This window comes from Paenibacillus mucilaginosus 3016, assembly GCF_000250655.1.
Lineage (GTDB): Bacteria > Bacillota > Bacilli > Paenibacillales > NBRC-103111 > Paenibacillus_G > Paenibacillus_G mucilaginosus.
Map to the genome: position 1 here is coordinate 3239941 of NC_016935.1, position 13797 is coordinate 3253737.

A 13797-nucleotide genomic window follows, 5' to 3' on the forward strand; every position below is an offset into this window, starting at 1 on the left:
CTGACGGTGGGAGTCCTTCATCCCTCCGGACGAAAGATATGGAGCAGCGGGGGAGAATCCGGGGAAACCGACGGCACGGGGAGAGCGTATGAGATCGGCTCGATAACCAAGACGATGACAGGCTTGATGCTGGCGGCGGGGGAACAGCAGGGTCTGTGGAGCCGTTCGGACCGGCTCTCCGATGTGAATCCGGACCTGGCAGCGAGCCCCTTCGCCAAGCAGACGACACTGCTGGATCTGGTGACCCACACCTCCGGACTGCCGGACGTACCGGGGAATTTCAAAGCCTCCATCACCGACCGGCTGAATCCGTACGCGAATTATGATGAAGCCCGTCTCATCGAAGCGGTGTTAGCGGAGAAGCCCAAAAGCGGCAGCAGGCATCGGTATTCCAACTATGGCTTTGGTCTGCTCGGCTGGCTGCTCAGCAGGCGGCTTGGCACCGCGTTGGATGATGCCCTGACCCGGCAGGTGTTTCACCCCCTCGGGCATGCCCGATACCTATGCAGGGTGGAGGACGCCCGCGCCGGCACAGCTCCTGCCTGTGTACAATTCGAAAGGAAAGGCGCTGCCGCCTTGGGATTTTCACGATGCGATGGGAGGAGCGGGGGCCGTCCGTTCGACGGCGGCCGATATGCTGAATTACTTGGAGGCGCATGTCCACCCCGACTCACATTCCTTCAGCCCGGCAGTGGAGGAGGGCTTGAAGGAGCATTATGCCATCATGCCAAGCAGAGGCATCGGAATCGGTTACGGATGGATGAGGTACCGGGAGAAGGACGGGACGGTGACGCATTGGCACAATGGAGGGACGTATGGGTCAAGCTCTTTCATCGCTTTTAACCGGTCCAAGGGGGCGGGGGTTGTCATCTTATCCAACAACGGTTCTACGATGTGGAGCCAGCTCGCCCCTATGCTGGGACTCCGGCTGCTGTCCGTCGATGCCCTGGCCACCAGGCTGACCAAGAAGCTGTTTGCGGCAAGCGCCGGATGAACGGGGTTCCCGGACAGCCTCGTGCGCATCCCTAAAGAGAACTTTACGCATCTTTTCGAGCGGCTTCATCTATATTGATTGGGAACAGTCCGTGGGTGCATCCCGGTCACCGGGGCCGGCTCCCATAGCAGCGGCCCGCTGTTTGTAAACGGGTGGAGCATGCCCATATCAACCTTCTTGGATGGGGATCGATGGTGCTGTTCGGGCTCCTTTATCATGTGTATCCGACAGCCGGCAGGTCCGAGGACCCGCCGGCTGTTTTTCTTGGAAACAGACCATCGAAGGCCATCTCGCAGTGCGGATTCCTTGATTTTCACGAAAACGAGAAATAAGGATGCCTTCTTCGGACAGGCAGATTGTGCTTGCTCTGTAACGCGTTTCATAATCTATACTCATCCTGTACACGCTACGCAATAGATCAAGGAGGGAACCATAGATGATTCATACGCAGGTACGTCCGTTTCCGCAGGATTTTCTCTGGGGCTCCGCTTCGGCAGCCTACCAGATCGAAGGGGCCTGGAATGAGGACGGGAAGGGCCCGTCGGTGTGGGATGTGTTTACCAAAATCGAGGGGACAACGTATAAAGGAAGCAACGGCGACGTCGCCATGGACCATTACCACCGCTACCGGGAGGATATCGCCCTTATGGCGGAGATGGGGCTGAAAGCTTACCGCTTCTCGGTCAGCTGGCCGCGGATCTATCCGTCCGGCCATGGCGAGGTGAACGAAGCGGGCCTGCAGTTCTACGATAACCTGATCGACGAGCTGCTCGCGCACGGCATTGAGCCGGTGCTTACGCTGTACCACTGGGATGTCCCCCAGGCGCTGATGGACGAATATGGGGCATGGGAGTCCCGGCGGATTATCGAGGATTTTGACAACTACTGCATTACCCTGTTCAAGCGTTACGGGGACCGGGTGAAATACTGGGTCTCGCTCAACGAGCAGAATTACAACACGAATCACGGCTTTATTACCGCCATGCATCCGCCTGGAGTCAAAGACCGCAAACGCTTCTATCAGGCCAACCATCATGCCTTCCTGGCCAATGCCAAGGTCATCGACTCCTTCCGCCACTACGTGCCGCATGGTAAAATTGGTCCAAGCTTCGCGTATTCTCCGGCCTATCCGGCTTCGAGCAAGCCTGAGGATCTGCTGGCCTTCGAGAATGCGGAGGAATTCACCAACTACTGGTGGCTGGATGTCTACTGCCTCGGGCAATATCCCCAGATCCCGCTGCGGTATCTCGAAGAGCAGGGGCTGGCTCCCGTCTTCGAGGAGGGAGACCTCGAGCTGCTGCGCCGGGGCAGACCGGACTTCGTCGGCGTCAACTACTATCAGACGATTACGTATGAGACGAATCCGCTGGACGGCGTGGCCGAAGGCCGGATGAATACGACCGGCCAGAAGGGCAGCAACCAGTCGACCGGGATGCCGGGGCTGTTCAAGACGGCGGCGAATCCGAATCTCGAGACCTCGAATTGGGACTGGGCCATCGACCCGATCGGCCTGCGGATCGGCATGCGCCGAATCACGAGCCGCTACGGCCTCCCTGTCTTCATCACGGAGAACGGCCTCGGCGAATTCGATAAGCTGGAAGCGGATGACACGGTCCATGACGATTACCGGATCGCTTACCTGAGAAGCCATCTGCTTCAATGCCAGCAGGCGATGAGCGAAGGGGTGGAGCTCATCGGCTACTGCTCCTGGTCGTTCACCGATGTGCTCAGCTGGCTCAACGGGTATCAGAAGCGCTATGGATTTGTCTATATCGACCGGGATGAGACCGATGCCAGGTCGCTGCGCCGGATCAAGAAGCTCAGCTTCCACTGGTACCGGGAAGTCATCCGAACAGGCGGGGAGCATTTGTTGAAGTAACCCGTCTGAAACCGATCAAGAACAGGAGCGGATCCGCATGAAAACAGGAGCGGCGTCGGCCCCCGTCCATGGGGAGGCCCACCGGCATGGCGAATATCCGTGAGATTGCCAAGGCGGCCGGGGTCTCGGTGGCTACGGTATCCCGGGTGCTCAACAGCCACCCTTACGTCAGCGCCGAGAAGCGCAGACGGGTGGAGGAAGCCATGCGCCGTGCGGGGTACAGCCCGAATTCCAATGCTGTTCATCTGTCCACGGGGCGGACAGGCATGGTGGGCGTCATCCTGCCGTTCAGTCATCATCCGTACTTCCATGCGCTGCTGGGCGGACTGATGGAGGAAGCGTTGAAGCACCAGTATACGGCGCTGCTCTGCCAGACGAATTATGAGGCCGGCGAAGAACGGCGGTATCTGCAGATGCTGCGTACGAAGCAGGTGGACGGGCTGATCCTGTGCTCCCACGAGCTGCCATGGGCTGAGATCGCCGCTTATGCCGCGGACGGGCTCCTCGTTGCCTGCGAGCCGGTCCGGCAGGAAGGGATTTCCTGTGTCTATACCCATCACTATGAAGCCTTCCTCACCGGTATGCGGTACCTGATCCGCCGCGGGCACCGGAACATCGGCTTCTGCATCGGAAGGCGGGACAGCGAGAGCAGCCGCCAGAGGTACGCCGCCTATGCCGACGCGCTGCAAGAGATCGGCCGCCCGGTGCAGCCGGAGTGGATCTTCGAAGGCTGCACGGACCTGCGGGACGGGATGCGGGTAATGGACCGCATCGCCGCGATGGAGAGCCGGCCGTCGGCCCTGCTCGTCACCGGCGATGAGGCTGCGGCCGGTGTCCTGGCCCGTTCCCGGCAGCTCGGGATCGCGATTCCCGGAGAGCTGGCGGTCGTCGGCTTCGACAACCAGCCGATCTCCGAGGCGCTGCAGCTGACGACGATTGACCAGCATCTGCAGGAGATCGGCCGGCAGGCTTTTGGCGCCTTCTATCACGGGATCGTCCAGCCGGGTGCCGCACCGCGGCGGATGGAGGTTCCGTTTGCACTGGTCGAGAGAACAAGCGTGTAACGGCCGCTCCTTCTTGGAAGGGAGCGTTCATAACGCTGGAGTAAGCCCGGTATCCCACAGATGCCGGGCTTCTCTGTTTTTGTTCCTTGTGTGATCCGCTTCACATCCTGCGCCTTGGGGCCGTGCTATAGTAGAGACATGAGGGACAGCACCTCAGGAGCAAAAAGAAGAAAAAGAAGAAAAGAGGCCGCGAAGCCGGTAACATGGCTCTGACGCCCATCCTATATTGTGAAAAAAATCACGAAGGTGCTGCGCTTCATAATAACCCGAACGACACAAGGAGATGTTCACTATGCTTACCCGATTCCTGAGAGACAACGTGTATGCCGCCGGACTGCTGCTCATTCTTCGCTTGTATGTCGGTTATCAATGGTTCACCGCAGGCTTTCATAAGCTGACAGGCGGCTTCGATGCCGCAGGCTTCCTCAAGGGGGCCATCGCGAAGCCGGTGCTCGATAAGGCGACGGGCGAGCTGGTCTATCCAACCTTCACAGCCTTCCTGCAGAACTTCGCCCTGCCGAACGTGAAAGTGATCAACTTCCTGATTCCCGCAGGGGAAACGCTGGTGGGCCTTGGCCTGATCCTGGGTGCGCTGACGACGGCAGCCGCGTTCTTCGGTCTCCTGATGAACTTCATGTTCCTCTTCGCCGGTACGGTCAGCACGAACCCTTGGCTGGTCCTGCTCGGAGTGATTGTCCTGATGGCCGGAACGAATGCGGGCCGGTTCGGTGTGGACCGTTATCTGATGCCCCTGCTCCGCAAGCTGCGCCGACAGGGCGGAGATGAGGCGGGCCGCCGGAAGGGCATCCCTGCCAAGGCTTAATCGATAAGGTTTTGGATTGAAAAGAAAACCGGGAAGGCGTCCGCGCCTTCCCGGTTTATTTGCTGATGGGCGGGGCATGCCGGGCAACTTCCCCATCCGGCTGCTGCCGATCTCCGGAGCCTCGCCGCCTAGCTCTGATGGACCAGGCTGCCGCGTTCCACGGCGCCCGGGATTTTCTCCATCCATTGATGCTTCAGCATCAGCTCCGCTCCGTCTTCTCCGTACTTGGCGATTTCGCCGATCAGCCGCACATAGACCGAAGTGATATCGCGGCGGGTGCTGTTAGGGGCGGCCACACCGTAATTGACCGCGCCTGTCGCTGACAAGGCCCCGATATGATACATCATCAGCCTGTCGGAGTACGGAGGGGTGGTGGAGGCCGTGACACCGTCATCCCAGTAATTCGGCGCCGGCAGGCCGTCGTCCCGGAGCAGGGAGCTGAATACTTCGACGTGCTTCCCCGAGATCTCATGGCCTCTCAGCAGATAAGCCCGGATGTCCTTGGATACGGCGGTCTGGGCGAATCCCAGGGTCAGCGCCTTGCCCATCAGATTCGTCACGATGTTGGCGTACAAGTGGGCGATCTCCGGACCGTTCACCGGGCGCTTGTCCTCGAAGAGCGCATAGAAGTAGCTTTCCTTGTGCACATACTCACGAGCTTCCGGAACCGGGATGCGGGGAGGCCTGACATATACCCCCTTCGCCAGCATAAGATCCAGCGTCCGGTTATAGAGGGCAGAAGAAGAGGCAAGGCATTCGGACAGATACTCGCGGATATCCTGCCTGGACGAGACGGGAACCGAGTAAGCGTACAGCGCCATCCCCTGTTTGCCCATATTGAGAAGGTATCCGAGATAGAAGATGTCCGAGAAGAGGCGGGGGGCTTTCGGATCGACGTCCTCGTCCCCGAAGCCCTGGGGAACCGGGATTTTTTCGGTTTCAAAATAACCCAGCAGCCGCGTAATATGCTTGTCGCACAGCTCAAGCGCATAGGCTATGAGCTCCCGGACCTCCGTATCTTCCACGTGGGCGGCAAAATGGGTCAAAACACACCTGGACAGTGTGTCCCCCTGATAGCCTGACCAGAGATTGGAGATTTCCGGCGCCGTTAACGGAATGTTATGTGCTGTTTCCATCGTTCACCCCGCAGGTTGAGTATTTTTGATTTAGTATGGTTGATTTGGAATTCCTTATGCCCCCCGGGCGGAATACCTTACCTCGAATTGCCTCATACAGAGGGGAGTGACTTTGGAGCGGGAGGAATGGTCTCTTGTTGAATCAGCTGATCCTGTGGTCTCTGCTCAGCATCCCATGGTTTTCGCTGCTGTTCATGGATACGACGAAGCTCCGCCGCTTCTTCCCGGTTGCGCTGCTGGTCACAGTGATCAACACGCTCTTCTACCAGGCAGCGAGCTCGAAGTGGAGCTAGGGGGGAGGAGGAAGCGGGCGCGGTAAAAATGGAAAAGACAGGGCCAGTTTCCTGCCCAAGGTAAGGTTCGATCCGGAGCTCCTGGAATACGCTGCGTTTATCTCCTTCATGCAGTAAGATGGACGCACTTCTCTCTATCCTTTCGCCCATGTCCCCAGTAAGGAATCATGCTAAGATAAACGGGAATGATTTCCGCACGAGCAGTGCGGAAGCGTTGACAGCAGGAGCATCCTCCATGAATTCCAATCCGAATGCGCGAACGGTACCTGTCCTTGATTCGGGATGCGGATTAGACGCTGACGAATAAAGGGGAGGCCGGCCGCCGCATTCGGTTTTTTTGGCTTATTCAGGGGACGCAGGGGGGCATAATGTGATGAGAAACCAGGGGAGACGGAAACTGCCGGTTCTGGCGGCAGCAGGATTGGCCGCAGGGCTGGTCTTCTCGTCCGCTGCGGCGGCATATCCCCATCCGGGGGGAGTGCATTCCGAAGCGCAGCTCGCTTCCGCCAAGCGAAATATCGCAGGGGGATTGCAGCCGTGGGCGGATGCCATGAAGGAACTGATCCCGCGAGCGGATTTTTATTTGTCGGAACCTCCGAGCGCTTCCGCCGATTTTCACGTGCCGGGCTACTATGAGGATCCGGCCGGGCATACCGGGGCTTCCGAGGTGCTTCATACCGATGTCCGCGCCGCCTATGCTTCGGCATTGGCTTACCGGTTGACGGGCAGAACGGCCTATGCGGAGAAGGCGAAGGCCATTCTGAACGATTGGGCATTCCGGAATACCGCGGTAAGCGGCACCGACGGTCCCCTGGTGATGACCTATTCCGGTGTGGGATTCATCCATGCGGCGGAGCTCCTCCGGGATTACAGCGGCTGGAGCGAAGCGGACAAGACGGCCTTCTCGAACTGGCTTACGAATGTATACCTGGCGAGGGCGGCGAATCCGATCAAGACCCGGAGCAACAACTGGGGGGATTGGGGCATCTACGGCGCGATGGCGGCCTATTACTACAAGGATGATCCCGTCCTCCTGAACGCCGAGATTACCCGCCTCAAGAACAAGATCGATTCGAGCATCGCGGCCGACGGGTCCATGCCGCATGAGGCCGGCAGGGGAGCGAGCGGGCTGTGGTATACGTATTTTGCGCTGGCACCGATGACGGCTGCCGCCCAGATCGCCAAGGAAGCGGCCGGCATCGACCTGTTCCAGTGGACCTCCCCGGGCGGCAGGACGATCAAGCAGGCACTCGATTACCTGCTGTTCTACATGAACCGCCCGGACCAATGGCCGTATGGGGCGAATCCGCGGATGCCCGTCTCCGATGAAGAGTGGGGCTATAATCTGTTCGAGGCGATGTCCGATTATTATGATGAGCCTGCCTATAAGTCTTTCGCTTCGGTGAAAGGGCCGATCATGTATTTGGCCAGCCACTTCGCATGGAACTTCCCGAGTGTGACGAAGGGCGGCCTGCGGCTGGTCGACGAGAAGTTCGACGCCCTGACGTCTACCGCCGCACCGCGCGGATGGACGGTTTCCAAGGCGGCCAATACGAGCGCCGTCGTATGGAACACGCCGACGGCAGCGGACAAGAGCCTCAAAATCTGGGATACCAGCACCTCCGGAACGGCTTCGGCCGTCAAAGTCTTCCCGGACCAGTACGGCATTATTGAAGCGGAGTGGAAGTTCATGTACATGGCGCTGTTCCCGAATGCCAGGTTCGGGTTGAAGCACGCGGCTGTCTATGCGGCCGAGCTGCTTACCACCGCGTCGGGGCTGATCTACCGCAGCGGCACGGGCAGCGATATCGTTCTCCAGACCCTGTCTCCGGAAGCCTGGTATACGGTGAAGCTCATTGCCAATCCGGCGTCGGACAAGACGGATGTGTATGTGAACGGGCAGCTCAAGGCATCGGGCGTTCCTTTCCGCAGCACGGTCAGCGCCCTGGACCGCATCGAGTTTGCCGGAGGATCGGGAGAGACGGGGACCTTCTATATCGATCAGGTCAAAATCATGAATTGACGCATGGCCCACAGAAACGGATGCAAAGACGCCTGAAACGAAAAAAGTCCTTTCCCATGGCGACAAACGAGGGAAAAGGACTTTTTGCGCTGCGCATGCCAAGCCGCGGGCCAAGAACTACCAGCCCTCCCGGCGGGTGGCTTGTGTTATGATGGAGCAGCCTCAGGAACAGGGGCATCTGCTCGGGGGAATTTGTCTAAATTCTCAACAACACAAACACCCAGGAGGGATACAGCAAATATGAAACGTATCATTACAGCAGCTTCCGCAGCCCTGATCGCAGGCGTTTTCGCCCTGCCGCAGGGACAAGCCCAGGCGGCGACCACGTCGACCATCGTAAGTGACGTCAGCTTCCGCAAAGCACCGGACACGGATGCGGCACGGATCCGTTACCTGCAGGAAGACGAGAAGGTTACGGTCGTCAGCAAGGTGAACGACTACTGGTATAAAGTGACGGACAAGAACGGCGTAACGGGCTACGTTTCGTCGAGCAGCAAATATATATCGGCACCCCGGACGACTTCGACCGGTACGGCCGCAGCCTCGAACACAGGGAAGATCGTCAGCGGCGTTTCCTTCCGCAAAGCGGCGGACACGGATGCGGCCCGCATCCGGTACCTGCAGGAGGGCGAGACGGTCACGATCCTGGACAAGGTCAACAGCTATTGGTACAAGGTGAAGGACAAGAACGGTGTGACCGGCTATGTATCGACAAGCTCCAAATACATCTCTGCTTCGTATAAAGAAACGGCATCGGCAGCACCGGCCGGCACGACAAGCGGCGGTACTTCTTCCTCCACAACGTCCACCCAGAAGGTGGAGAAGGTCATCGCGGCAGGAATGAAATACCTCGGAACTCCGTACGAGTACGGTTCCGACCGCAGCACCGTGGCGACCTTCGACTGCTCGGACTTCGTCAGACAAGCCTTCAAGGACGCACTGGGCGTTACGCTGCCTTCGAACTCCCGGACGCAGGCTGATTATGTGCGCGAGCACTCCAGCCGGATCGTCACGGATATCGACAACCTGAAGCGCGGCGACCTTGTGTTCTTCATGTCTTACCGCGGCTCTTCGCTCAGCGCCTATTCCGGCATGGACAAGTCCGCACAGCGCATCACTCACGTCGGGATCTACCTCGGTGACGGCAAAATGCTCAACACCTGGGGAACCGGCGGCGTGAAGGTCGACACGATCACGGGCCGCCACTGGGAAGGCCGCTTTATTTTTGGCGGCAGCGCCCTGTAAATTGTAAGGTAAGCTGCAGCCTTGGCTGCGCACAGACACTGCGTCACCGGAGACATGCCGGTGGCGCTTTTTGTTGTATCTAAGGTTCCCCTTGGAGCTCCAGGATATTCAGCGAGCCCATTATCCCCTGGGCGCCCACAGCATAATCGCCACGCCTGCGGTACATACCACAGCGCCGATCCAATCGTAGAGATCCGGTGTTTTCCTGTCAATGAGCCATCCCCACAGCACGGCCAGAACTATGAATACGCCGCCGTAAGCCGCATAGACCCGTCCGAACGACGGGAAGCTCTGCAGCGTCGGAATGATCCCGTAAGCGACCAGAACAAGGCATCCGGTGAGGCCGAGCCACAGGGACCGGCCCTCCCGCAGCCAGAGCCACACCAGGTACCCTCCGCCGATCTCAGCCAAGCCGGCAAGCAGGAACAATACAACAGCCATACGGCAAGCCCTCCTTTCTGACATTTCATGGTCCAAGCATACAGGGGGGAGTTGGTTCTGACAAGGCGTAACGGGCAAGCCGGAAACGGCCTGACCCCCGCGAGTTCCCATCCGCTTACTTTGGCAGGGAGTTGGGGATGGTAATCCTATGAACGACGGACCCAAGAAAGGAGCGGAGGATATGAACCTTATGTATGGCTTCGGGCTGCTGGCGGCCGGATTGTCCATCATTAACGCCATCTTCTCCTACCAGGCGAAGGCGATTGACCCCGGCTTCGGGCCGATGCTGTGGTTCCAGCTGCGGATGCTCCCCCTGATGTTCTTCTCCAACGTGATGATCGGATACGGGGTAAAATATTTGTACCGTGCCTTCCAGAGCCTGACCTTCGCCCTGACGGTCTCGAAGGGGCTCGAGATCCTGGTGTGTGTGGTGATGGGCTACCTCTTCCTGAAGGAAGTGCCGACCTGGAGAACTTACGCGGGGCTGGGCGTGGTGGTCTGCGGTTTTGTCCTTACCCGCTGGAAATAAGCGTGTATAGAGTGTGCGGCAGTAACGCAACCTAACCTTTGGATTTCATTATAGGGAAAGGAGGTGCTACAACAATGTCCAGACAGAACCGGAATCAGAACCAAAACGAAAATCAAGACGGTTTCATGGAAGATACCACGGAAGCGGCCCGCAATGGACTGCAGTCCGCAGGCGAGTTCGTGCGGAATGCGGCGGAGAACACCGTCGATGCGGCGCAGAATGCGGCCCAGAACGTGGCCGATTTTTTTGACGGCGATAACGAGGAGAACCAAGGCAGCAGCAGATCGTAAGGATTCAGGGACCGGAGGTTTGCCTCCGGCCACCGGGAGACACCGGCGCAGACGGCGCCGGTGTTTTTTGTGCGCTGATAAGGGCTTTGGCAGGTTATACCATTGCAGCATTTTAGGTCGGTCTATTCAAGCTTCGGGCCTCTTATCCGATACTAGATTATGGACCGGGTGCAGTTCATCCGTTCAAACTTAGTGAAAAAAGGGGTCAATGAAATGTCACGGTTGACAACCAAAGCAGGACTGATCGGCGGTGCACTGCTTCTGCTGCTTACCGCATGCAGTCCGGCGGAACCGGCTGGGCAGCAGGATAAAACGGTCATCGGCTTCTCGATGCACAACCTGATCGACGAGCGGTGGCAGCGGGACCGCGATCACTTCGAAGCCTCGATCCGCGAGGCGGGCGCCGACGTGATTACGCTGACTGCAGGAGGGGACGAGAACAAGCAGGCCGCCCAGGCGGAGAAATTGCTTGAGCGCGGGGTGGATGTGCTCGTCATCGTCGCCCAGAATACGGAGTCGCCTCTCCTGGGGGCCGTCATAGAGAAGGCCCACAGCAAGGGCGTCAAGGTGCTGTCTTATGCGCGCCTGATCAAGAATGCCGATACGGACTTCTATGTCTCGATCGATAATGTGAAAGTCGGGGAGCTGCAGGCGGAGGAAATCCTGAAGCGGGCTCCACAGGGCAATTATGTGTATATCGGCGGCGGTCAGACCGACAACAACGCCGTTCTGCTGCGCGACGGGTCCATCCGGGTGCTGGAGAAGCACAAGGACCGGGTCACGGTCGTGGCCGACGACTATTCCGCGGATTGGAAGCCGGAGGAAGCGTACAAGCATATGAAAGCGGCGCTTGCCCGGACAGGTGGCAGCATTCAGGGCGTAGTCGCTGCCAACGACGGGACAGCCGGCGCAGCCGTACAAGCCTTGAGCGAGCTGGGGCTGGCAGGCAAGGTGCCGGTATCCGGCCAGGATGCCGAGCTTGAGGCGCTTCAGCGCGTCGTCCGCGGCACGCAGGCCATGACGATCTTCCTGCCGATTGAGAACATGGCGAAAGCCGCGGCCGATGCGGCCCTGGCGTTTGCCGGAGGGCAGGAGCCGGTATCCAACCATAAGGTGCCGAACGGCAAAAAAGACGTTCCGTCGCATCTCCTGGAGCCGGTGGTCGTCACGAAAGAGAATGTGGCGACTACGGTCGTCAAAGCGGGTTACGCCGCCATGGAGGACGTCTTCCAGGGCGTTCCGAAGGAACAGTGGCCGCAGCCGTAAGGGCAGCGGTCAATCATAAGAGGGAGAGAGAACTGTCATGAGATTTTCCATACGCGCCAAACTGATCAGCGGGTTCCTGCTCTGCACGTTCCTGCTGGTGATCGCGAACGCGGTCGGCCTCTTCCGGATTTCCATGCTGGGCGACGCCGTAACCCGAATCACCTCGGTCCATCTCCAGCAGGTTATCCTGATCAATGACATGGGCCAGTCAATGAAGAACATGGAGAACAGCATGCTCCAGATGCTGAGCACCGCCAAGTACAGCGAAATCCAGGAGCTGAAGAAGGCGATCGCAGACGAGCAGGAGAAGATGAAGGAGCTTCGCGCCAAGTACGAGAGCATGCCGCAGGGGCACGGTACGGAAGGGCTCTACTACCAGTTCACGAATGACTGGGAAGCCTTCGAGGGCACCATCCCGCAGCTGATCCAGGAAGTGGAGACGCCGGGGAGCTCGCTTGCCGAGACCAAAACGATCAATCTGATGAAATACCTCAGCCGGAAGGCCAATGCTTCGGCTGAGGAGCTCGTCCAAGCCAACCGGGCGGAAGCTGAGCGGCAATCGACGGCTGCGGGCCGGATCATCACGTCGAGCAAAACGATCATGATCACGCTCGGCCTGATCGCCATGCTCTTCGCCGTCGCGGCAGCCGCCTGGATCTCCATGCAGATCGGCGGGGCGATCCGCCGCTTGTCGGCCTATGTGTCCCGCATCGCCGAAGGCGACCTCACGGCGGAAGCGCCGGTGATAACGCTCCGGGACGAAGTCGGCGATCTCTCGAAGGACATCGGCGGCCTCGCCGTAAGCCTGCGGGAGAAGCTGTCGAACATCATTCTCGCTTCGCAGCAGGTTGCCGCCACCTCCGAGCAGCTGACGGCTTCGGCCGAACAGACGGCGCAGGCCACGGAAGTCATCACGGTGGCGGTACAGGAGATCGCCGACGGCTCCGAGAAGCAGAGCCGCACGATGCAGCAGTCGCTCGAATCTTCGCGCCAGCTGGACCGCAGCGTAGACGGGGTCAACCGCTCGCTCGAAGACGTTTCGAATACGTCGAACGAAGCGATCGGCCACGCCCGGCAGGGGAACCTGGTCGTAGGCGAGTCGGTCGCGCAGATCGGCCGCATTGAGGAGAAGGTGTCCGCATCGTCCGGATATGTCTTCGCCCTCGGAGAGAAGTCGGCGCAGATCGGCGACATCGTCTCCCTGATCTCGACGATCGCCACGCAGACGAACCTGCTCGCGCTCAATGCGGCTATCGAAGCGGCCCGCTCGGGCGAACACGGCAGAGGCTTCGCCGTCGTCGCCGAGGAAGTGCGCAAGCTCGCGGAGCAGTCCCGGATGGCCGCCGACCAGATTCATGCCCTGATCACCGAGATCCAGGGAGGCATCACGCATGCAATGACTTCGATGGAAGAAGGCAATGCGGCGGTGAAGGAAGGCACGGTTATCATCGGACAGGCGGGCTCGGCGTTCGAGCATATCCGCCGTTCGATCGAAGGGGTTCACGCCATCGCGCAGAAGGCGGTGCAGGATGCGCAGCAGATCCGTCACGAGACCGCCCAGGTGGTCTCCGACATTAACGTGATCTCGGGCGTGGCGCAGGAAGCTTCCCAGCATGCCCAGGGCGTGGCCGCTTCGGCGGAGGAACAGAATGCGACGATGGAGGAGATTGCGGCCGCATCCGCCATGCTTTCCCGCCTGGCGGAAGACCTGCAGGATTCACTTGCCATTTTCAAGCTTTAATCCGGTATATGATGGGACCCGTCTGTAATGCGGCGGGTCTTCCATTATAATGTTCGACAAAAATATGAGATAA

The 13797-nt window shown here is 59.2% G+C and carries 13 protein-coding genes and 1 pseudogene; 12 read left to right on the plus strand and 2 right to left on the minus strand.

Annotated features, from left to right (window positions below; all coding sequences use genetic code 11):
• Positions 1 to 126 precede the first annotated feature (126 nt).
• From PM3016_RS40750 to PM3016_RS13915, 5 genes and pseudogenes are all read left to right on the plus strand, one after another.
• Positions 127 to 411, plus strand: a pseudogene (locus PM3016_RS40750) (serine hydrolase); the annotation flags it as partial.
• A gap of 79 nt (positions 412 to 490) precedes the next feature.
• On the plus strand, positions 491 to 994 hold the full coding sequence (locus PM3016_RS40755) for a serine hydrolase domain-containing protein (RefSeq protein WP_274380020.1): 504 nt from the start codon (positions 491 to 493) through the stop codon (positions 992 to 994).
• 436 nt (positions 995 to 1430) lie between these two features.
• Positions 1431 to 2873, plus strand: a complete 1443-nt coding sequence (locus PM3016_RS13905) for a glycoside hydrolase family 1 protein (protein WP_014369929.1) — start codon at positions 1431 to 1433, stop codon at positions 2871 to 2873.
• 86 nt (positions 2874 to 2959) lie between these two features.
• Positions 2960 to 3937 (plus strand): LacI family DNA-binding transcriptional regulator, encoded by a 978-nt coding sequence (locus PM3016_RS13910; protein ID WP_014369930.1) that lies wholly within the window; start codon positions 2960 to 2962, stop codon positions 3935 to 3937.
• Between the two features lie 292 nt (positions 3938 to 4229).
• Positions 4230 to 4760, plus strand: a complete 531-nt coding sequence (locus PM3016_RS13915; protein WP_014369931.1) for a DoxX family protein — start codon at positions 4230 to 4232, stop codon at positions 4758 to 4760.
• A gap of 128 nt (positions 4761 to 4888) precedes the next feature.
• Here the strand turns inward: PM3016_RS13915 and PM3016_RS13920 are convergent, their stop codons facing one another.
• Positions 4889 to 5896, minus strand: coding sequence for a DUF3231 family protein (locus tag PM3016_RS13920; protein ID WP_014369932.1), 1008 nt, complete (start codon positions 5894 to 5896; stop codon positions 4889 to 4891).
• Between the two features lie 134 nt (positions 5897 to 6030).
• Between PM3016_RS13920 and PM3016_RS38645 the strand changes: the two genes are divergently transcribed.
• The 3 genes from PM3016_RS38645 to PM3016_RS13930 all read left to right on the plus strand — a co-directional run bounded on the left by PM3016_RS38645 (position 6031) and on the right by PM3016_RS13930 (position 9457).
• Positions 6031 to 6189 (plus strand): hypothetical protein, encoded by a 159-nt coding sequence (locus tag PM3016_RS38645; protein ID WP_014369933.1) that lies wholly within the window; start codon positions 6031 to 6033, stop codon positions 6187 to 6189.
• Positions 6190 to 6562: 373 nt separating this feature from the next.
• Positions 6563 to 8212: an alginate lyase family protein gene (locus PM3016_RS13925; protein ID WP_014369934.1), complete on the plus strand. Its 1650-nt coding sequence runs from the start codon at positions 6563 to 6565 to the stop codon at positions 8210 to 8212.
• Between the two features lie 240 nt (positions 8213 to 8452).
• The gene (locus PM3016_RS13930; protein WP_014369935.1) at positions 8453 to 9457 is read left to right on the plus strand and encodes a C40 family peptidase; all 1005 of its coding nucleotides are present in this window, start codon (positions 8453 to 8455) and stop codon (positions 9455 to 9457) included.
• A 120-nt stretch (positions 9458 to 9577) separates the two neighbouring features.
• On the opposite strand, the gene PM3016_RS13935 is transcribed toward PM3016_RS13930, so the two are convergent.
• Entirely contained in the window at positions 9578 to 9898 is a 321-nt protein-coding gene (locus tag PM3016_RS13935) for a YnfA family protein (RefSeq protein ID WP_013916270.1), read from the minus strand.
• Positions 9899 to 10079: 181 nt separating this feature from the next.
• On the opposite strand from PM3016_RS13935, the gene PM3016_RS13940 reads away from it, so the two are divergent.
• The 4 genes from PM3016_RS13940 to PM3016_RS13955 all read left to right on the plus strand — a co-directional run bounded on the left by PM3016_RS13940 (position 10080) and on the right by PM3016_RS13955 (position 13724).
• Positions 10080 to 10427: a hypothetical protein gene (locus tag PM3016_RS13940; RefSeq protein WP_014369936.1), complete on the plus strand. Its 348-nt coding sequence runs from the start codon at positions 10080 to 10082 to the stop codon at positions 10425 to 10427.
• A gap of 74 nt (positions 10428 to 10501) precedes the next feature.
• Positions 10502 to 10717: a hypothetical protein gene (locus tag PM3016_RS13945; RefSeq protein WP_013916272.1), complete on the plus strand. Its 216-nt coding sequence runs from the start codon at positions 10502 to 10504 to the stop codon at positions 10715 to 10717.
• A gap of 213 nt (positions 10718 to 10930) precedes the next feature.
• On the plus strand, positions 10931 to 11983 hold the full coding sequence (locus PM3016_RS13950; RefSeq protein WP_014369937.1) for a sugar ABC transporter substrate-binding protein: 1053 nt from the start codon (positions 10931 to 10933) through the stop codon (positions 11981 to 11983).
• Positions 11984 to 12020: 37 nt separating this feature from the next.
• On the plus strand, positions 12021 to 13724 hold the full coding sequence (locus tag PM3016_RS13955) for a methyl-accepting chemotaxis protein (RefSeq protein ID WP_014369938.1): 1704 nt from the start codon (positions 12021 to 12023) through the stop codon (positions 13722 to 13724).
• The last annotated feature ends 73 nt before the right edge of the window (positions 13725 to 13797 follow it).